A 19,642-nucleotide genomic window follows, 5' to 3' on the forward strand; every position below is an offset into this window, starting at 1 on the left:
GGAATCTTGTCGCGATGACAATCAAGCTCATTAACCTGACAAAGTCCTACCCCAGTAAATTAGGGCCACAATACATTTTTAGAGATCTGAATTTCGAGTTTCCGACTGCCGATAACGTGGCAATTTTGGGTAAAAACGGCGCAGGCAAGTCAACTTTATTCAGGATGTTAGCAAAAAGTGAATACCCTGATAAAGGCCAGGTATACACAGATAAGTCCATGTCATGGCCGGTTGCTTTAGCAACCGGTATTCATCCACATATGACAGGTAGAGAAAACACGCGTTTCATTGGTCGCATTAACAATGTGAGAAACCTGAAACACTATGAAGCTGCCGTTCAGGAATTTGCAGAGCTCGATAAACGCTATGATCTACCGGTCAGAACATATTCTTCGGGTATGCGCGCACGCTTGGTATTCGCCTGCTGCATCAATATTAATTTTGATATTTACCTGATAGACGAAGCGACATCGGTTGGCGATCCCAAATTCAGAAAAAAAGCCCGCGAAGCATTAGAGGTGAAAGCAAAGGAAGCCGGTTTAATCATGGTGAGCCATGAAATTGATCAAATAAGAGAGTTCTGTAAGTCCGCCATTCTGATAGATAATGGCCAGCTCACTTATTATAGCGACCTTGAAGAAGCCATAAAGATTTACATGGAATAACGAGAATTAGCATGCTGAAAGATTACCTTAACCAAGCAAAAACAATGATTAAGAAGCGGCCGCTATTGCTCATAATAGTACCCTGGCTTATTTATGCTGTGTACTTAACACTGATTGCTGCTCCAAAGTATGAAAGCAAAAGTCAGCTTGTTGTTAAGTCTGCGGATGGTGCAAACAACTTCGACCCGTCAGCGCTGCTTATGTCAGGAATGACAGGCGCCCCGGCATCCAATGAAAGCCAACTGGTTGTTGCATTCATACAATCGAATGACATGTTGCACTATCTCGACAAGGCTATTGATTTAAGTGGTCACTATACCTCTTCAGAGGGCGACATCATTAGTCGCCTCGCTAGTGAGCACAGTAACGAAGCCTTCCTGGAATATTACCTGAACAATATCGACGTTCTGATCAACACAGATTCCAGTGTTATCGAGCTGTCTGCGCGCGCTTATAACCCGGAGTATGCTCAGTTAATCAGTAAGACCATCGTTAAACGCGCAGAACAATTTATAAACGAAATCAGCAATAACCTGGCAAAATCGCGCTTAGCGTTTGCACAAAGCGAACACGACATCGTGGAAGACAAGCTTCAGCAGGCCAAGCTGGCCCTCATTAATTTCCAATCAAAATACAATGTGTTGGATCCTACAGCAGAAGGTGCAGCCTTTCAGCAAATCGCATTCTCTCTTGAAGCCACACTCGCTCAGAAACAAGCTGAGCTCAGCACCTTGGCAGGCATTATGTCTGCGACCGCACCGGAAATTGTGTCTTTAAAGCGCCAAATCAAAGCACTTGAGCAGCAGATCACAGAACAGAAAACCAAGATCAATGATACGCAGGGCAGCGACGCCAAACTCTCGATTAATCAGCTGATGGCACAATATTCAAACCTGCAGGTTCAGGTAGAACTTGCATTACAGGCCTATGGCTCATCATTAATGACGTTAGAAAATGCACGGGTCGATACCTATCAGCAACTACAACATTTAGTTACTGTTGAGTCGCCAACGCTGCCCGATGACGCTACCTACCCTAAGGTAATTTACAACTTGGTATTGCTGGGCGTGTTGCTAAGCATGGCGTTTATTTCCATTCGCATTGTTGTGGCGACTATTCGGGAACTATAAGCAGATTCACACTCCAGGCTTCACTACTGCTGGATTTATAAGCTATCCCATCGCCTACAGGTTGTCTCAATGGACAACCTCTAGTATAAGAATGTCTACAGTGGTGTGTTTAATTCCAACAAATTGAACACACCAACTTACCAATAATAACTATACGGAACTCTGTTGTGACAACAAATACATCTAACGACACCAGCTTCTTCGGCCATCCAAATGGTCTGAGAACGTTATTTTTTACCGAAATGTGGGAGCGCATGAGCTACTACGGCATGCGTGCCCTGCTCGTGCTGTTTATGACAGCGAGCTTGCAAACACAAGGTCTTGGCTTCACTGTCGCCTCAGCAGGTGCCATATACGGCCTCTACACCGGGGCTGTGTATTTTCTTGGGTTACCGGGAGGCTGGCTCGCGGATCGTCTGATTGGAGGCAAACAAGCGGTATGGTATGGCGGATTAATTATCTTCGCCGGACACATTGTACTGGCAGTAGACCTTCAAAACCTATTCTTTGTCGGCCTTATTCTGGTAGCTTCCGGCACAGGGTTACTTAAGCCAAACATTTCAGCCATGGTTGGCCAGCAATATGACGACGATGACGGCCGTCGCGACAGTGGCTATGCGCTATACTATATGGGTATTAACATCGGTTCGTTGATCGCCTATCTGGTCACTGGTTACCTGCAGGAAAACTGGGGCTGGCACTATGCATTTGGTGCCGCTGCCATCGGTATGGGTTTAGGACTTATACAGTACTACTTTACAAACCGCTCTTTGGCTACAGAGTCAGTGGCACCCGCTAACCCCTATGTAGGTGCCGCAAGGCAGCGTGCCTGGTTATGTGTTTTAGGCGTGTTAGCAGTAGCCGTTGTGATTATCATTCTGGCCCATTTGGGCACCATCGTAGTCGAGCCAGTCGCGCTTGCTGAAAAAGTCGCTATTATTTTCACCGCTATATTCTTTGTTTATTTTGGCTTTATCTACTTCAAAGGTCAGTTAAACGATAATGAAAAGCAACGTATGTGGGCACTGTTTTTAGTATGTGTTGCCTCTGCATGCTTCTGGTCTGGTTTTGAACAAGCCGGATCATCCCTTAATTTATTTGCGCAGAACTATACTGATCGCGCGCTGGAAAGTGGCTCATGGTTAACGTCATGGTTTGGAATGGACGCTATCCCTACCGTATGGTTCCAGCTTTCTAACTCTCTCTTTATTATCATTCTGTCGCCATTCTTTGCCGCCCTTTGGATTAACCTTGCCAAGCGCATGATTGACCCTTCATATACCATTAAGTGTGCAATTGGTATTGTAATTATGGCGTCAGGCTTCCTGGTCATGTTTATGGCATCCCAATATGCAGCGCAAGGACTTAAAGTAGCCCCTATGTGGCTAGTAACGACTTATTTTCTGCATACCGTAGGTGAACTATGCCTTAGCCCTGTAGCACTTAGTGCGGTCAGTAAATTGTCGCCGAAGCGTTTTGCAGGTCAGATGATGGGCGTATTTGTACTCACCTACTCTATCGGTAATATTATTGCTGGTTTGCTATCTGGTAATTTTGATCCTGAGAACGTGCAAGAAATGCCAAACCTATATCTTCAAATCGCACTCTTTAGTATTGCTATTGCTATTGTAATTGGTTTGATGAGCTTCAAATCAAGATTCTGGGAAAAAGCCGGTATTCAGGAAAAAGCACAATAACGACACCTGTGTTTTAAACACTGGCTGATTGCCTTACAATAACCGCCGTGACGTCATGTTCCGGCGGTTTTTTATTAAGAGCACTTTATGCAATTCTATTTTTCGACGCGCAATATTCCTGGTTTATCTGGCCTTCCTCTGGCAGAGCGTATGCGCTTACTGGAGCGGGCAGCCAAAAAACTTACTGTTCCGGAAAAGACTGTACTGAACATACTTAAACTGCTGGTGATTGTGCCAGCGTTTACACTGCTTCTTCGCGTAGCAGCCGACTGGACGTCTTTATTGTGGGCGTTGCTAGTTTTCCTGCTGTATCCCATTATCGTGAAACCTGTACAATACTCATTAAGCGCTAAATATTTAGAATCGTTGTCACAAAAGGATAAGCAATGAAAACAATACTTGTCACCGGTGGAGCTGGGTATATCGGCAGCCACACCGTACTGCAATTGCTGGAAGCAAACTATGATGTAGTCGTTTTTGATAACTTGTGTAATGCGTCACAAGAGTCGTTGCGTCGCGTAACGGCAATAACCGGAAAGCCGGTTACCTTTGTAAAAGGAGATATCTGCGATTCTGGCGCATTAGACCAGGTATTTTCAGAGCATAATATTCACTCTGTCATCCACTTCGCGGGTTTAAAGGCCGTGGGTGAATCGGTACAGAAGCCATTGGAATATTACCAAAATAACGTTTATGGCTCGGTTAACCTTTGCAACGCCATGCGTCGCCACAATGTGAAAAACCTGGTTTTCAGCTCGTCAGCAACGGTTTACGGCGATCCTGTATCACTCCCTCTACGTGAAGACTCGGCCACCGGCCATCCGACAAATCCCTATGGTATGTCTAAGTTGATGGTCGAGAATATTCTCAAAGATCTATACAAGTCTGATGAGGAATGGAACATCGTACTCCTTCGTTACTTCAACCCGGTGGGTGCACATCCGTCAGGTCAGATTGGCGAAGATCCTAACGGTATCCCAAACAACCTGATGCCTTATATCTCACAGGTCGCTTCAGGCAAACTGGCTCAGTTAGCCGTGTTTGGTGACGATTACGACACCGTCGACGGTACCGGTGTACGTGACTACATTCACGTGGAAGACCTTGCAAATGGCCACTTAAAAGCCATCGAACGACTGTCACTGAACATGGGCCTGGACATCTATAACCTGGGCACAGGTCAGGGTTATTCAGTGCTTGAGATGATAGCTGCGTTTGAGAAAGCTTGCGGAAAAGCGATCAACTACAAAATTGCGCCGCGTCGGGAAGGCGATGTAGCGGCATGTTATGCAGATCCAACAAAAGCCGCTTCCGAGCTGAACTGGCATGCGAAGAAAACATTGGAAGATATGTGTGCCAATGCCTGGAACTGGCAGTCACAGAATCCCATGGGCTACCAGGATTAAGATTTGTTCAAACATAAAAAAAACCGCTGATATCAGCGGTTTTTTTGATTCTTTTCTGCGGCCTATTTAGGTTCAGGCTCAACCTGCAAATCTTCTTCCAGATTGACATCATCAAACATCGACTCAAACTCTTCAAAGTCTTCTAGCTGCTCTTCGTCAGGACCTTCTTCTACACTTTTACCGTCGGTAACCCTGAATTCCAGGTTCTGGAAATAGATATTTTTAACCATCTCATAGTCATCAACCGCGTTTTCTATTTGTCCTTCCTGACCGAGCAGTTGTGCACGTCCTTCCAGAGCACTAATAGTAAATCGGGCTACGTTCATATTGCCTGTTAACACAGACAGCGGGAAATACAGATTATCGACCACGTCACCCGTAAAACTACGAGCGTCTGTAGGGCCTCTGGCGGGCAGCATTACGAAGGGGCCCGTGCCCACTCCCCATACACCCAGTACTTCGCCAAATTCCTCTTCCTGGCGTTGCAATCCCATCGCACCTGCGACATCAAATAACCCCACCACACCGACAGTAGAGTTAATCATAAAACGGGTGAAACTATCGAAAGACGGACCCACTTTCCCTTGTAACAGGTTGTTCACCATGTTGCCCGGCTCAGACAGGTTTTCAACTGCATTGGACAATCCGGTTCTGGCAAAGCCAGGCATAACCGTCACGTAGACGGTTGCAGCAGGTTTGAGTAAGAAGCGATCCAATACTTCCCAGTTTAAATCCCACATAACCCGGTTTATCGGTTCTAAGGGATCCCTGGGGTCGCTTTGTGTTGTATTCGTTGTGTTTGTTGTGCTTGCCGTCTGTTCTGTTGAAGGCTTTGTTGCGCAGCCACCTACTAATGCAGCGCAAACAATAAGAGCAGACAGCTTACTGTTAATCGATATCACATGATTTCCTTGTTGATCACTATCGTTGCGTTCAGAATATTGCCCTGAACAACTTCACTATTCATCACGCCTTCTAAGTCACCGGTAACGGCTGGCGCCTCCTGATCAGCCGACACCCTGGCCATTAATTTGACTTCAGACAACTGGGCCAGAGAATAATTCGGTGTCATGGCATTTTCTTGCGTCAGCGTGACTGTTGCAGGTAACGTTGACAATGGCATTCTGAGTACTGCAGCAGGCATGCGATTGTCACTGTTTGCGTCCTGCGCAAACACGAATAAAAACCCGTTTTCAGGTAGCTTAGCTGCCAGTTCATCGCTGATACTAATTTCAATATTAAACCCTGTTAATTGTTGTGCTTCACTCGCTGATTCGGGTGCCTCGCCCCGAAGCTGGGTCAACCGTGATTGCAGTTGCACCATTAACGGGTTGTCTGCTGGTAGCAGGCCATCTAACTTACTCAAATTCGAGGCCAGCACAGCCTCGTCACCTAATCTGCCGGCGACCACAGCTAACATGAGGACCAAATTGCTGTTATCCGGCTCATCCTGCAATAGCGACGACAATAACTGTCGGGCACTTTGTAATCGTCCCTTGTCATCACTGGCCATCAAGGCTCTGGCATAATTGGTTCTGACGTTGCTATCGCCAGGCGCATAATGAATGGCCTTTTCATAGGCTGCGAATGCCTGGTCCTGCTGGTCCAGCGCCATCCAAATGCGTCCTAAATACATCCAGCCTTGTCCGTCTTCCGGTTCCATTTGCAACCGTTTACGGATGGCTAACGTCAACTGCTGAAAATCCTTCGGCGTAAAATTCTCACCGTTGCCTTGGGCTAATTTAGTACTCAGACCGGGTAAAGCATCGATTGCTTCCTGCGTTGCCTGCAATCGGTCCAGGTTGTTAGCCTGACTATAAGCCCAACCCCCTACTCCCAACGCAACCAATGCACCTAATAGTAATACCAAACCACCAGAGGTAACCGTCCTGTTTTCTTCCTGCGCTTCATCAACCAATGCCACTTTTATCTCGTCACTGGCCTGTCGCATGTCCTGTTCGGTAAGCAAGCCTTCAGACACTTCGCGCTCCAATTCGGCTAATCGTTGCTTCACAACAGAGACGTTGGCCGAAGACACATTTTCCTGCTCTGCGCCGCGACGAAACCATGGCAGTGCAATCAGTATTAACAATACAGCGACTAACGCCGCAACAGACAATCCAAACTCTAACCAGGACACTACTTATCTTGCTCCAACATTGCTTCTGCTTTTGCCAGCTTTGCGGCCATATCTTCTGGGGGCGAGGTACGTCTGCGAAGAAATACGACTAATAAGGCGACAATCGAAAACAGGATAGGCGCCAGCCATAACCACATGGTCACAGGCGTTACCGGTGGCTTGTAGTGAATAAAATCACCGTATCGCGACTTCATATAATCAATGATCTCTGCTTCGTTCTTGCCCTGTTTGATCAAGGTATACACTTTACGGCGCATATCGTGAGAAATCATCGCATCCGAGTCTGCAATATTCTGGTTTTGGCACATCGGACAACGCAGCTCTGCCGTCAGAGTCTGAAACAGCAAGCGTTGCTGAGGCGTATCAAATTCATAAGCCTCTTCGGTTGCTTGTGCAACTAAACTGGCAAACAGCAATGCGATAAAAAGCAGCCCTCGTTTCATTGTGGTTGCCCCGCTAGTTCTTGTTGTAATTGATGGTAAAGCGGCCCTACTTTATTTTTCCACACCCGCTCGTTAATATCGCCGATGTGATGCATGCGAATAACCCCGTTGCTGTCGATTAAAAAGTGCTCGGGTGCACCGGTTACGCCCAAATCGAGTGACGTATCACGAAATACATCAAAGATATGAAACTGGTATGGATTGCCAAACTGACTTGTGATTTCAACCACTTCCTGCTGCACGCGCTCAATGGTTTTAGTACCGAAATCCGGGTCTAGGTCCTGGTCGAAATACAAGCCCACAATGTTAACCTGCTCTTGTTCTACAAGCTGAGTCAGATAAGGCAGTTCAACGGCACAAGTCACGCACCACACACCCCACACATTCAATAGCGTCACCTTGCCTTTAAACACATCTGGCGTATAGGTTTGCGCAGGGTTCATTAAATCAGGTAAGGAAAAGTCCGGTACCGGCTTTCCCTTTACCTGAGAGTCCAACGCCCGCGGGTCAGAAAACAATCCGCTGAACAAAAAGCCAACCAGGATGACAAACGCAAGTAGCGGTACGCCAAACACTATCCAACGCTTCATGCACTTTCTCCTGCTACAACATTGCCGGGTGTTACGGCCTTTTTCACTTTTGCCAGCTTAGCCATGCGATAACGTCTGTCACTGATTGAGAACACGCCGCCTAGGGCCATAAATACTGCACCCGCCCAAATCCAGGTAACAAAAGGCTTTATATAAACGCGAATCGCCCAGGCGCCATCATCCAGCGGCTCGCCCATCGCGATAAACAAATCACGGAACACAGTAGAGTAAATACCCGCCTCCGTCATAGGCATGCGCTGCACGATGTATAGTCGCTTCTCAGGTTCGAGGTGAACGAGTTTCTCCCCGTCCTGATACACATCAAAAATGCCCACATCTGCGGTGTAATTGGGTCCGTTACGAGATTCAACCCGCTGGAAAGCGAATTCATAACCGCCCAGCGTTACCGACTCTCCCGGCACCATGCGCACATCACGTTCAACTTCGTAGTTACTCACCAGTGTGATGCCGATGATGGTCACTGCAAAGCCAAGGTGACCAAGGATCATCCCCCAGTGACTCGGCGTCAGCTTGCGAAGTCTCTCGAACAGTGAGCCCGACGATAACGCATTTACCCGCTGCAATATTTCCTGAGTCGTCGTAACAAGAATCCATGCACTTAACACCAGCCCCAACGCCGCAAAATACGTTGGTGCATCATAGCTAAAGTTAATCAGAATACCGGCGCTCACACTCAGTCCTAACGCCAGTAGTATCGTTTTTTGAATTTGTGCTACTGGCTGATGCTTCCAACGCGTTAAAGGCCCAAGTCCCAACATAAAGACAAAGGGCACAATCAACCAGGTAAACATCTGATTAAAGAACGGTGCACCCACCGATATAGAGCCTAGCCCCAGTTCTTTGTGCACAAGAGGTAACAGTGTACCCAAAAACACCACCAGAGTGGCAGCGCACAGAAATACGTTGTTACCAATTAACAGTACTTCCCGCGAAAACGGTTGATAGCGCCCGGGGCTTTTAAGTTGCTGCGCGCGCATCGCATACAGCACCAGGCTTAAGCCTGTTAACACAACTAATATGCCCAGTATGAACAGCCCGCGAGAGGGGTCACTGGCGAAAGAATGAACCGACACAATAACGCCGGAACGAACCAAAAACGTGCCTAACAAACTCAGTGAAAAAGCGGCAATAGCCAACAATACGGTCCAGGACTTAAACGCTTTACGCTTTTCGGTTACCGCCAGAGAGTGCATGAGAGCGGTCCCGACCAGCCAAGGCATAAATGAAGCATTTTCTACCGGGTCCCAGAACCACCAGCCGCCCCAACCGAGCTCGTAGTATGCCCACCAGCTTCCCAGCGCAATACCTACCGACAGGAAACTCCAGGCCGCAATAACCCAGGGTCGAGACCATCGCGCCCAGGTTGAATCCAGCTGTCCTGAAATGAGGGCAGAAACGGCAAACGCAAAGGCAACAGAGAAACCAACATAGCCCATGTACAGCATGGGCGGGTGAATGATCATGCCGAAATCCTGGAGCAGCGGATTCAAGTCACGTCCGTCGACCGGGAAAAATGGCAGCATACTGTCAAACGGGTTACTGGTCAGTAACATAAACAGATAAAAGCCGATGGCTACCATGCCTAGAACCGACAGCACTCGCGCTACCATCACACGCGGAATCCCTGAGCTAAAAATAGCCACAGCCACTGTCCATAGCGAAAGCATCAATACCCAGAGTAAGAACGAACCTTCATGACCGCCCCACACCGCCGTCACTTTGTAATAGACAGGCAAACGACTATTGGAATGTTGAGCGACATAATTCAGTGAGAAGTCATCGGTAACAAACGCGTAGGTGAGACAGCCAAAAGCAATCGCAGTAAATCCAAACAAACTTACTGCTAGAGGGCGGGCTGTTGCCATCAATGCAACGTGCCCTTTCTGTGCTCCCCACAGCGGATAAACCGCCAGTAAAATAGACGTAATAAGCGCAAGCACCAGCGAGATATTGCCAATTTCAGGTATCACTATTCGTAGCTCCCCTCGCTGGGTTTAACGTGTTTGATCCCTTTCATCTGTTCAGCCAGCTCCGGTGGCATGTACTCTTCGTCATGTTTAGCCAGCACTTCTTCTGCCTGAATAACGCCGGCTTCGGCTAACACGCCGGTTGCCACGATGCCCTGGCCCTCTCGAAATAAATCCGGCAGGATCCCGGCATAGGTCACGGTAACCTGTGGACCCGTATCAATTAATTTAAAAGTCACTTCGAGGCTCTCACTGTCGCGGGAGACACTCCCCGGTACGACCATACCACCAATTCGCAAACGTTGACCGACGGTTGGCTTCACTCCGTCTTTCCCTTCGACGATTTCAGATGGCGTGTAAAACAGGTCGATATTGTCGGTTAAAGCAAACAGCATCAGTGCAACAGCCCCAACAATTAACAGTCCGGCACCGCCTACCGCGGCCAGTCTGCGTTGACGTCTTGGATTCATACTTCCTCTCCGGTCAGATTCTGTTTCGTTGCCTGTTTCGCGGTCGCGATCCGCTGTTGTCGGGCGGCTTCCTGAGCCACTTCTTTGAGTAATTTTTTGTGTGTCATCATGCTATGCAACACTATCAGGCCCATAACCAGGAAAGTAACGCCAAAGGACGCCCACACATAAAAGGCATAGCCGCCCATGTGCCAAAAGGCCTGCCAACTATCAAACTGCATGATTGGTCTCCTTTGCGCTCTGAACCATCTCTTTCACCCAGGGGCGATGATATTCTCTACGAATTATTTCATTTTTCATGCGCATTACGGTTACTGCAGCGATAAATAAGGCGAATCCAAGCAATGCGATAAGTAGCGGCCAAAGCATTTCCGGCGCAATCGACGGTTTATCGAATTTGCTGATAGTGGCCCCCTGATGCAGGGTATTCCACCATTCTACGGAGTAGTGGATAATAGGCACATTGACGACGCCAACAAGTGCCATAACGCCTGCAGCTTTTCCTGCCTGTTGCTTGTCTTCAAAGGCGCCATAAAGTGACATTACTCCCAGATATAAAAACAGCAATATAAGCTCAGACGTCAGGCGCGCGTCCCACACCCACCAGGTGCCCCACATTGGTTTGCCCCAGGCGGCGCCGGTAAACAATGCAATAAAGGTAACCACCGCACCCACTGGCGCCATCGCGATCATTGCCATAAAGGCGGTGCGCCATTGCCATACGATTCCCACAAGTGCCGCGACAGCCATTGCGACATAAGTGCTCATCGACAATATTGCACTGGGCACGTGAATATAGATAATCCGGAACGAATCGCCCTGTTGATAGTCCTGCGGCGCAAACGCCAGTCCCCAGACCGAACCAATCAGAATACACAGCACAGCCGGCCAGAAAAAATAAGGCTGGAGTGTTGAACACAGCTGATAAGCCCGTTCAGGTTTTGCGTAGGGATGTAACCACTTCCACATTAGTTTTGACTCACTTTTAAAGCATACGCAATTGCCATGGGCGCAGCCGCCATGGCTGCTAATAGCATGGCGCCAATAATAGCAAGATGCGCACGGTAAGGTAATTGTAACGCAGCGGCATCAACCGCCGAGGTGGCAAAAATCAGCAACGGAATAAACACCGGTATCAGCAATAAAGCCAGTAACACCCCGCCCCGTTGCAAGCCAACCGTCAACCCAACCGCTATCGCCCCAACCAGGGATAACAAGGGCGTACCCAGCAGCAGCGTTAGCATCAGTGCTGTGTACATCTGTACGGTTAAATTCAGAAAAAGTGCTAATAGCGGCGATAAAATCAACAGCGGCACAAAACTCACCAGCCAGTGCACCAATACCTTCACTGCCGAAATGGCCCAGACAGACTGTCCACTAAGCAGATACTGCTCCATGGAGCCGTCCCAAAAATCGTCGCGAAACATACGATCCATGGCCAGAAGCGACGACAATATGGCCGCAATCCATATGACGCCTGGACCGATTTTTTGCAGCGTGGCAGGCCCGGGGCCTACGCCAAGCGGAAACAGGGTTACCACCATCAACAAAAACATCAGGGGTTGCGCAAGTTCAGAGCGCTGCCGAAATGCCAGAGCTAAGTCACGCTTAAAAATGCCGCTCCAGAGCGCCTTCATATGCGATACTCCAGATCCAATAACGTAACCGGCCCGGCAACATCACTCAACGCTTGATGCGAGGTGGTAATCACTGTACCACCCTGTTCAACATGAGATTTCATGTGTGCTTCCAGCAATTTTATTCCGCTTATGTCGAGCGCAGTAAAAGGCTCATCCAGAATCCAGATGTCAGCAGACTTTAACCATAAGCGGGCCAATGCCGCTCTGCGCTGCTGGCCGGCCGATAGCATGCGAACGGGAATATCCTCAAGCCCGACTAAACCTAATGTCGTTAATACCTCGTACGCGGTTTCGAGTGAAAAGCCGATGCTATGTTGGGCACACCAGTACTGTAGGTTCTCAATTGCAGACAAGGCACTGTTTAGTCCGGGTTTATGACCGATATAGGTAAGTGAAGCATGAAACTGGGGGAGACACTCCGCGATGGGCACATCGTTAAACAGGATATCCCCTTGGTCAGGAAGCGATAGTCCGGTAAGCAGTCGAAGTAAGCTGGTTTTACCTGCACCATTGGGGCCACGCAGATACGTCAGACTGCCTGCCGGCAAGGTAAACGACAAGTCAGCAAACAACACTCTGTCCCGTTTTACACATGTTAGCCCATGTGCAGTTAGTCCTGCCAAGATAATTCCTGTTTCACTTCGTTAAAAAAATCGCAGCATTCTACCATATTTAGGTGTAATCGCATCTTACCTGAAAGACTGTTCGGCGAATTTCTGATCTAATTCAATCTTCTGAAGGATTGACAGCGTTAAATTGTCGGGAGGAAACATAGGTCTGATAATTTCTCGTTCTGTTAGCTAGCCAGTTATACTCATACAATTGCAAAAGGTGCCGATAACGATTTATGCAACTGACTCCGTCCACACAAAGCTTGTCACCTGAGTCCAGACAAGCACTGTTATCCGCCCTCAGCGAAGCCGGCATGAAGCCCGAAGCTATTGCGCGATTTGCGCAATTGATGCAAGTCGCCCAGCCTACACAGTCAAACAGCCTTCGCACTTTTTCTACCACGCTGCAAAATATCGACAAGACGTTGTTGGTGGAGGTTGCAAAACAATTAGCAATAAAACCGCGCGACCAATTATTACTTTTACGTTTGCCAACGACCTTGCCTGTAGTAAACGCACAGGGACTGCCACAATCCATTGCGCAACTGGCACCAACCCTGACACTCCCTACTGATGTAACACTGCTTGCCAAACTAGACCAGCAACGCATCTCACAACCTATCGACAATGCTTTATTACAACAATTGTCGAGGCAACTCGCTTCCGGCGCAACTCAACCCCTGCAGATCAAAGCGACTATCGCTGAAGTTAGTCCGACTAATCTGCAACTCAAGGTGTCAGCGGGTGACACTAAAATACTCTCTTTACCGAAAGCTACACTGGAACAAGCCCCCAGCGGTCCAACTGCTAATGATCTGGTTGTTGGTAAATCGGTCATTGTTGAAGCCAAACCGGTGAACGGCAAGTGGGACATTAAGTTACGATTCGATAGTGACTCTGTAAAACAAGGCGAGCTTTCTAAATCGACCGAACAGTCACAGCTAAACACAAGAACCACGATAAATACCCTGAAAGTAAACAATGATAGTGCAGTACTAAACGTATTATCTCAGGCCCAACTTCATCAGCAGGGAATGAAAATCGAGCACATCAATCAGTTACCTGAAAAGGTCGTTAGTCAGCTCGCCAGCCAACTTCAGCAAGCACTAAAAACAAGCAGTGAAGCCATGCCTGTTACTCTGCAAGTTACAGGAAAACAACTCACTGCCCGCTTATTGAAAACACAGCCGCAATTGCTCGATACATCACCGGATAAAGCGTTGATGGCGGCTTTGCCCAGAGCGAGTCAGCAAGCTATTCAAGCATTGCAACTCTCCGCTGCTCAGCTATTAAAAGTCCCCCAAGCACCTATCCAACTAACGGGAAATTCTGACATTTCAAAAGGACTTCCGATTCAAAACCCGTCTATGTCGGACAAGATTGATGGTATTTCTAGTGAGCCAAAACAAGCTGCTAGCGATGTATCTGGACAGGCGGATAAACGTGTTCAGGCAGCCGCTTTAAGCAACGACAAACCACTTGCAAGCCTGCTACAAACGCAGGCTCCAGGTGTTAGGAATGATGTGCAGCAGCTCATTCAGACATTACTTCGTTTTAATGCAGTAAATGTTGAACCCATCTCTACCAACATTGGTGATTTGACGCAATCGCTACAGAAAATCGCTAATCAAGGTAATACAGAAAGTAAGCAAGTACTTACAAGCATCATTCAAAAATTGCTTCCAACCAGCCCAGTATCTGATACAGCAGGTACAGAAGTATCCATAGACAATGTAAAAAGTGAGATGCAGCCAGCACAGGTTAAAGCGCTTCAACAAGAGGCCATTTCGCCACAGGTGCTCAGACACTTATTTACCTCGCCAGCGTGGTTACAGTCACCCTCGGTGTTAACATCTTCTCAGCCGGGACAGGGCATGCTGGGCGGTTTAGTTCAATTATTGCAGATTGCTTTATTGGGAAAACAAATAAAGAGTCAGGACGAGGTTGAGCGATTGTTTCAACAACAAACCAAAACGTCTACGGGTCAACCTCAACCGCTCCAGTCAGCAACAGCCAGAATGGTCAGAGACCTGGCCAATGCCGATAACCAGCATAATATGCTTAAACAACTCAAAAGTTTGCTGTCCTCACATCAGCAATCCAAGCTATCCAGCGCCGAACAAACGTTACAAGGTCAGGACACGTTCTACTACTTGCTCCCCGCTTTTCAGCAACAGCAGAAACAGGCTGAGATTCTTATCAAACGAGAACCTGAACATCAGGCACAAGACAATGAAGCTAATCAGCAACAACGCTGGCAACTCACCATGAAACTGGATATTGGCGAATTCGGCGAGTTACTGACTAAAGTAAAAATCCTCCATAAACAAATAGACCTGGATATTTACACATCGAATCAGAATCTGCTTGAAAAGGTAGCGAATTCTTTGCCCTTTTTACTCAAGCGCTTCAAGATGCTTGGATTGGACGTAGAGCATCACAAAGTACAGTTAGGCAAAATTCCAGACACACTTGCCACAAAGCCGTACCAAATTTTGGAGACGATGGCATGACTAATAAAGCCAAACGTGCTGTAGGCATTAAATATAGTGAATCGGAAGGAGATAAAACCCCATCCGTTGTTGCTAAAGGCTATGGTGATTTAGCAGAAGCAATTATCGCCAGTGCGCAGCAAAATGGTGTACTCATTCATGAAGATCCCTATCTCAGTGAGTTTTTAACCACCCTCGACCTGGGCCAATCAATACCAGAATCTTTATATTATGTAATAGCTGAGCTACTCGCTTATTCCTATGCCCTGCAAGGAAAAGTACCAGAAAGCTGGAAACAATCCATGCCCGGTATTGAAGAGAAAATATAACCATCTGATCTTGGATGAGACTCAGATGTGAGTTTAACTCTGAAGGAACACTAAATCTCCCATAAAAAAGCCCATCCAAATGGATGGGCAAATCTATAAGATGGGCTTATAGGGGGAGTTCAACGCTAAGTTGAATGGGTAAATCAAATGATTACAGCGCGTCTTCCGGCTCTACGTCATCTGCTTTAATATTTTTGGTGAGCAACAACTCTGCACGAATTTTCTTTTCGATATCCGCCGCAATTTCAGGGTGCTCTTTCAGGTACTTCACCACGTTTGCTTTACCCTGACCAATGCGGTCACCATTGTAGCTGTACCAGGCACCGGCTTTATCAACCAGCTTCTGCTTAACACCCAAATCAATCAGCTCGGCTTCTTTACTGATACCTTCACCATACATGATCTGGAATTCCGCTTGCTTAAACGGCGGTGCAACTTTGTTCTTAACGACTTTAACGCGAGTTTCGTTACCCACTACCTCGTCACCGTCTTTCACGGCACCGATACGGCGAATGTCGAGACGTACAGAAGAATAGAATTTAAGCGCATTACCACCTGTAGTCGTTTCTGGGTTACCGAACATCACACCAATTTTCATACGAATTTGGTTGATAAAAATACACAAGGTATTTGAACGCTTGATGTTACCAGTGAGTTTACGCAGAGCCTGTGACATCAAGCGCGCTTGTAAACCAACGTGCGAGTCACCCATATCGCCTTCAATTTCGGCTTTTGGTGTTAACGCTGCCACAGAGTCCACAATGACCACGTCAACAGCACCAGAGCGCACTAACATGTCACAGATTTCCAACGCTTGCTCACCGGTATCGGGCTGAGATACCAGCAGATCGTCAATGCTTACGCCCAGCTTCTCTGCATATACCGGATCAAGCGCGTGCTCGGCATCAACGAATGCACAGGTTTTGCCTTTCTTTTGCGCTTCAGCAATAACCTGTAATGTCAGTGTTGTTTTACCTGATGATTCCGGGCCGTAAATTTCGACAACACGACCACATGGAAGACCGCCTATACCCAGTGCAATATCAATGCTCAGTGAGCCTGTTGAGATTGCCTCAATGTCCATCGCCTGGTTATCACCCAGACGCATAATTGCGCCTTTACCAAATTGCTTTTCAATTTGACCTACTGCTGCCGATAACGCTCTGGATTTATTGTCATCCACGTGAAATGCCCTCTTATTATCACCGTTGGTTTGTGTGCTACACAACAAACGATGTTTAGTAACTGTAATGGTGCACAATATATACTGTATGATTATACAGTGCAATACTGTGTGTCGGTTTTTGTGTATTTTTTCAGATTAGACAGGGTTTGCAACTAGCCACTGGTGCAGTTCGTTAATAGCAAACACTATGGCGCTGGCACGAACGGCTTGTCGGTCGCCCTGAAACCGTTGCCGAACGGTCACGGTTTGTTCACCAAACTGGAACCCAAACCACACGGTGCCAACCGGCTTTTCATCGCTACCACCACCAGGACCTGCAATGCCACTTACTGCTATAGCACACTGTGATTTAGCATTGCGGGCAGTGCCAGTTACCATCTCTTCTACGACTTGTTCGGACACAGCGCCAAATTTGGCCAGTGTGTCGGGTTGTACGCCTATCATCGATGCCTTGGCGTCATTGGAATAAGTGACCCAGCTTTGATTGAACCAATCTGAACTGCCTGAGACGGAAGTGAGTGCGTAGGCAATGCCACCACCCGTACACGACTCTGCACAGGATACTGACCATTCGCGGGACCGCAACAGCTCTCCCAGTTGCAATATTTGCTCAGAAAGTAACCCTAAACGCAGTTCATCATGGGAAACAGTTGAAAATGGTTGGCTCATAGGAATAATACGTCTATCAAGAATGGCACTATTATGCCGTGGACAAATTACTAATCGCAAGCTGAGGCTTTTTTGGAATCACATACCCCCATGATGCGCCAGTACCTGGCAATTAAGGCGCAACATCCGAACATTCTGCTCTTTTACCGCATGGGTGACTTTTACGAGTTGTTCTTCGACGATGCTAAACGTGCCGCGGAACTACTGGATATTTCCCTGACCGCACGAGGCAAGTCTGGCGGCGAGCCGATTCCTATGGCCGGTGTTCCCTACCACGCGGTTGAAAGCTATTTGGCCCGGTTGGTAAAAATGGGCGAGTCCGTCGCCATTTGCGAGCAAGTCGGCGACCCGGCCACCAGTAAAGGCCCGGTTGAACGTCAGGTTCAGCGTATAGTTACGCCGGGCACGGTGACCGACGAGGCACTGCTGGAAGAACGCCGCGATAACGTGCTTGCCGCGGTATATGGTCATAAAGACAGCTTTGGCTTAGCCTGGCTGGATATCACCAGCGGTCGTTTCCTGGTTACAGAGCTACAGGGCGAAGATCAGCTAAGTGCTGAATTACAACGTTTACATCCGGCCGAGCTACTGTATCCGGAAGGCTTTGCCTGGTTTGAATTGATATCGCATATTAAAGGTATCCGTCGTCGCCCGGAGTGGGAGTTTGATCAGCAAACCGCCTCGCAGCAATTGAATGCGCAATTTGGTACTCAAGATCTCAGTGGCTTCGGCGTAGGCAATATCACACTCGCGTTAGGCGCTGCAGGTTGTGTGCTGCAATACGTAAAAGACACCCAACGCACTGCGCTGCCACACATTCGCTCCATTACGCTGGAACAGCAATCTACTCGCGTTCAACTTGATGCCGCCACGCGCCGCAACCTCGAACTCACGCGCAATCTGTCTGGTGGCGTAGAACACACCTTATTTGCGGTATTGGATAAAACAGCGACAGCCATGGGCAGTCGTTTATTGCAGCGGTACCTGCACGCGCCCATCACAGACCGGGAAGAGCTCAGCGCTCGACAACAAGCCATTGGCGCATTGTTGGAAGGAGATTACCCTCAGCTACAGGCGCAATTAAAACAGATCGGCGATATTGAACGGATCATGGCGCGACTGGCTTTGCGTTCTGCCCGCCCTCGCGATTTTGCCAGACTCAAACTGGCCTTAAATGCATTACCGGAATTACAGGCAAGCTTAGCGCCCTACTCCGCGTCGTTGTTAGCCTCGCTGGCAACCACAATCTCCACGTACCCGGAACTGGCGACCTTGCTGGACAGGGCTATTATCGACAACCCGCCGGTTGTGATCCGAGACGGCGGTGTCATTGCGCCTGGCTACAACGCGGACCTCGATGAATTACGCGACCTGTCACAAGGTGCCACAGACTACTTGCATCAACTTGAGCAGCGTGAGCGCGAAGATACAGGCATAGCCACATTAAAAGTGGGCTATAACAAAGTACATGGATTCTTTATCGAGGTGTCCCGAGCGAACAGCGGAGCAGTCCCTGCGCATTACATTCGCCGCCAGACATTGAAGAACAATGAACGCTACATCACGCCGGAGCTGAAAGAGCACGAAGACAAGGTACTCACCAGTCAAAGCCGGGCCCTGGCGTTGGAAAAGCAGTTATATGACGCTCTGTTTGACCACATTACGCCTCATCTGGACAAGCTTATCGACAGCGCTCAGTCGCTGGCGAAACTCGATGTACTGGTCACGCTCGCCGAACGGGCAGAAACCCTTGAATATCACGCGCCAAAACTTGTCGATGTGCCGGGAATTACTTACCAAAATGGCCGCCACCCAGTGGTAGAAGAGGTCATGGACGGGCCATTTATACCCAACCCGCTAAATATGAATACTCAACAGCGTACCATGGTGATTACCGGTCCGAATATGGGCGGTAAATCAACCTTTATGCGGCAAACGGCGTTAATAGTGCTTATGGCGTACATTGGTAGCTATGTACCCGCCGAACAGGCAGAGATTGGCCCGGTCGACAAAATATTCACCCGTATTGGTGCGTCCGATGATTTGGCGTCTGGCCGCTCTACCTTCATGGTAGAAATGACCGAAACCGCCAATATTCTCCATAATGCCACGCCCTACTCGTTGGTGTTAATGGACGAGATTGGTCGGGGTACCAGTACCTATGACGGTTTGTCTCTGGCCTGGGC

20 protein-coding genes are annotated in these 19,642 nt (G+C 48.2%); 8 read left to right on the forward strand and 12 right to left on the reverse strand.

What is annotated here, in order from left to right; genetic code table 11:
• Window positions 1–14: 14 nt before the first annotated feature.
• From AC4MRN_RS11285 to galE, 5 genes are all read left to right on the forward strand, one after another.
• A complete protein-coding gene (locus tag AC4MRN_RS11285; protein ID WP_491203339.1) occupies window positions 15–665 on the forward strand; it encodes an ABC transporter ATP-binding protein in 651 nt (216 codons plus the stop codon).
• 44 nt (window positions 666–709) lie between these two features.
• Window positions 710–1,795 carry a KpsE/RkpR family capsule polysaccharide export protein gene (locus AC4MRN_RS11290; protein ID WP_491055733.1) on the forward strand — a complete coding sequence of 362 codons (1,086 nt, stop codon included), beginning with the start codon at window positions 710–712 and terminating at the stop codon, window positions 1,793–1,795.
• A gap of 167 nt (window positions 1,796–1,962) precedes the next feature.
• Window positions 1,963–3,492, forward strand: a complete 1,530-nt coding sequence (locus AC4MRN_RS11295; protein ID WP_491203331.1) for a peptide MFS transporter — start codon at window positions 1,963–1,965, stop codon at window positions 3,490–3,492.
• 87 nt (window positions 3,493–3,579) lie between these two features.
• On the forward strand, window positions 3,580–3,882 hold the full coding sequence (locus AC4MRN_RS11300; protein WP_073323153.1) for a DUF6170 family protein: 303 nt from the start codon (window positions 3,580–3,582) through the stop codon (window positions 3,880–3,882).
• Entirely contained in the window at window positions 3,879–4,898 is a 1,020-nt protein-coding gene (gene galE, locus AC4MRN_RS11305; RefSeq protein WP_491203332.1) for a UDP-glucose 4-epimerase GalE, read from the forward strand. The genes AC4MRN_RS11300 and galE overlap by 4 nt, the downstream gene beginning before the upstream one ends.
• Before the next feature lie 62 nt (window positions 4,899–4,960).
• Here the strand turns inward: galE and AC4MRN_RS11310 are convergent, their stop codons facing one another.
• The 10 genes from AC4MRN_RS11310 to ccmA are packed head-to-tail and all read right to left on the reverse strand — an operon-like array spanning window position 4,961 to window position 12,792.
• A complete protein-coding gene (locus AC4MRN_RS11310) occupies window positions 4,961–5,800 on the reverse strand; it encodes an MlaA family lipoprotein (protein WP_155014078.1) in 840 nt (279 codons plus the stop codon).
• Window positions 5,797–7,038 (reverse strand): c-type cytochrome biogenesis protein CcmI, encoded by a 1,242-nt coding sequence (ccmI, locus tag AC4MRN_RS11315; protein ID WP_491203333.1) that lies wholly within the window; start codon window positions 7,036–7,038, stop codon window positions 5,797–5,799. Before ccmI ends, AC4MRN_RS11310 begins: the two co-directional genes overlap by 4 nt.
• Window positions 7,038–7,481 (reverse strand): cytochrome c-type biogenesis protein, encoded by a 444-nt coding sequence (locus AC4MRN_RS11320; RefSeq protein WP_155014076.1) that lies wholly within the window; start codon window positions 7,479–7,481, stop codon window positions 7,038–7,040. The genes ccmI and AC4MRN_RS11320 overlap by 1 nt, the downstream gene beginning before the upstream one ends.
• Window positions 7,478–8,071 carry a redoxin family protein gene (locus AC4MRN_RS11325; RefSeq protein WP_073323163.1) on the reverse strand — a complete coding sequence of 198 codons (594 nt, stop codon included), beginning with the start codon at window positions 8,069–8,071 and terminating at the stop codon, window positions 7,478–7,480. The genes AC4MRN_RS11320 and AC4MRN_RS11325 overlap by 4 nt, the downstream gene beginning before the upstream one ends.
• On the reverse strand, window positions 8,068–10,062 hold the full coding sequence (locus AC4MRN_RS11330) for a heme lyase CcmF/NrfE family subunit (RefSeq protein ID WP_491203334.1): 1,995 nt from the start codon (window positions 10,060–10,062) through the stop codon (window positions 8,068–8,070). The genes AC4MRN_RS11325 and AC4MRN_RS11330 overlap by 4 nt, the downstream gene beginning before the upstream one ends.
• On the reverse strand, window positions 10,062–10,529 hold the full coding sequence (gene ccmE / locus AC4MRN_RS11335) for a cytochrome c maturation protein CcmE (RefSeq protein WP_073323167.1): 468 nt from the start codon (window positions 10,527–10,529) through the stop codon (window positions 10,062–10,064). The genes AC4MRN_RS11330 and ccmE overlap by 1 nt, the downstream gene beginning before the upstream one ends.
• Complete coding sequence (gene ccmD, locus AC4MRN_RS11340; RefSeq protein ID WP_491203335.1) at window positions 10,526–10,750, reverse strand: heme exporter protein CcmD; 225 nt, start codon at window positions 10,748–10,750, stop codon at window positions 10,526–10,528. Before ccmD ends, ccmE begins: the two co-directional genes overlap by 4 nt.
• The gene (locus AC4MRN_RS11345; protein ID WP_491203336.1) at window positions 10,740–11,498 is read right to left on the reverse strand and encodes a heme ABC transporter permease; all 759 of its coding nucleotides are present in this window, start codon (window positions 11,496–11,498) and stop codon (window positions 10,740–10,742) included. The genes ccmD and AC4MRN_RS11345 overlap by 11 nt, the downstream gene beginning before the upstream one ends.
• Window positions 11,498–12,166, reverse strand: coding sequence for a heme exporter protein CcmB (ccmB, locus tag AC4MRN_RS11350; protein ID WP_073323172.1), 669 nt, complete (start codon window positions 12,164–12,166; stop codon window positions 11,498–11,500). The genes AC4MRN_RS11345 and ccmB overlap by 1 nt, the downstream gene beginning before the upstream one ends.
• Entirely contained in the window at window positions 12,163–12,792 is a 630-nt protein-coding gene (ccmA, locus tag AC4MRN_RS11355) for a cytochrome c biogenesis heme-transporting ATPase CcmA (RefSeq protein ID WP_491203337.1), read from the reverse strand. Before ccmA ends, ccmB begins: the two co-directional genes overlap by 4 nt.
• A 224-nt stretch (window positions 12,793–13,016) precedes the next feature.
• Here ccmA and AC4MRN_RS11360 point away from each other — a divergent pair, with 224 nt between their 5' ends.
• Together AC4MRN_RS11360 and AC4MRN_RS11365 are read left to right on the forward strand one after the other, a co-directional pair.
• Window positions 13,017–15,293, forward strand: a complete 2,277-nt coding sequence (locus tag AC4MRN_RS11360) for a hypothetical protein (RefSeq protein WP_491203338.1) — start codon at window positions 13,017–13,019, stop codon at window positions 15,291–15,293.
• Window positions 15,290–15,601 (forward strand): EscU/YscU/HrcU family type III secretion system export apparatus switch protein, encoded by a 312-nt coding sequence (locus tag AC4MRN_RS11365; RefSeq protein ID WP_073323178.1) that lies wholly within the window; start codon window positions 15,290–15,292, stop codon window positions 15,599–15,601. The genes AC4MRN_RS11360 and AC4MRN_RS11365 overlap by 4 nt, the downstream gene beginning before the upstream one ends.
• Before the next feature lie 151 nt (window positions 15,602–15,752).
• Here AC4MRN_RS11365 and recA read toward each other — a convergent pair whose 3' ends face one another.
• Both recA and AC4MRN_RS11375 read right to left on the reverse strand, forming a co-directional pair.
• The gene (recA, locus tag AC4MRN_RS11370; RefSeq protein WP_073323180.1) at window positions 15,753–16,784 is read right to left on the reverse strand and encodes a recombinase RecA; all 1,032 of its coding nucleotides are present in this window, start codon (window positions 16,782–16,784) and stop codon (window positions 15,753–15,755) included.
• 138 nt (window positions 16,785–16,922) lie between these two features.
• Entirely contained in the window at window positions 16,923–17,456 is a 534-nt protein-coding gene (locus AC4MRN_RS11375) for a CinA family protein (RefSeq protein WP_490710794.1), read from the reverse strand.
• Window positions 17,457–17,546: 90 nt separating this feature from the next.
• Between AC4MRN_RS11375 and mutS the strand changes: the two genes are divergently transcribed.
• Window positions 17,547–19,642: DNA mismatch repair protein MutS (gene mutS / locus AC4MRN_RS11380; RefSeq protein WP_491203340.1), on the forward strand; the 2,096-nt coding region annotated here is incomplete at its 3' end.

Source organism: Marisediminitalea sp. (assembly GCF_984433645.1).

Bases quoted from the DNA above. Each gene is read 5' to 3' on its own strand.
- AC4MRN_RS11345 (WP_491203336.1), bottom strand. From the start codon at position 11,498: ATGTGGAAGTGGTTACATCCCTACGCAAAACCTGAACGGGCTTATCAG.
- AC4MRN_RS11300 (WP_073323153.1), top strand. From the start codon at position 3,580: ATGCAATTCTATTTTTCGACGCGCAATATTCCTGGTTTATCTGGCCTT.
- AC4MRN_RS11360 (WP_491203338.1), top strand. From the start codon at position 13,017: ATGCAACTGACTCCGTCCACACAAAGCTTGTCACCTGAGTCCAGACAA.
- ccmB (WP_073323172.1), bottom strand. From the start codon at position 12,166: ATGAAGGCGCTCTGGAGCGGCATTTTTAAGCGTGACTTAGCTCTGGCA.
- ccmD (WP_491203335.1), bottom strand. From the start codon at position 10,750: ATGCAGTTTGATAGTTGGCAGGCCTTTTGGCACATGGGCGGCTATGCC.
- AC4MRN_RS11365 (WP_073323178.1), top strand. From the start codon at position 15,290: ATGACTAATAAAGCCAAACGTGCTGTAGGCATTAAATATAGTGAATCG.
- AC4MRN_RS11285 (WP_491203339.1), top strand. From the start codon at position 15: ATGACAATCAAGCTCATTAACCTGACAAAGTCCTACCCCAGTAAATTA.
- galE (WP_491203332.1), top strand. From the start codon at position 3,879: ATGAAAACAATACTTGTCACCGGTGGAGCTGGGTATATCGGCAGCCAC.
- ccmE (WP_073323167.1), bottom strand. From the start codon at position 10,529: ATGAATCCAAGACGTCAACGCAGACTGGCCGCGGTAGGCGGTGCCGGA.
- AC4MRN_RS11290 (WP_491055733.1), top strand. From the start codon at position 710: ATGATTAAGAAGCGGCCGCTATTGCTCATAATAGTACCCTGGCTTATT.
- AC4MRN_RS11325 (WP_073323163.1), bottom strand. From the start codon at position 8,071: ATGAAGCGTTGGATAGTGTTTGGCGTACCGCTACTTGCGTTTGTCATC.
- AC4MRN_RS11320 (WP_155014076.1), bottom strand. From the start codon at position 7,481: ATGAAACGAGGGCTGCTTTTTATCGCATTGCTGTTTGCCAGTTTAGTT.
- AC4MRN_RS11375 (WP_490710794.1), bottom strand. From the start codon at position 17,456: ATGAGCCAACCATTTTCAACTGTTTCCCATGATGAACTGCGTTTAGGG.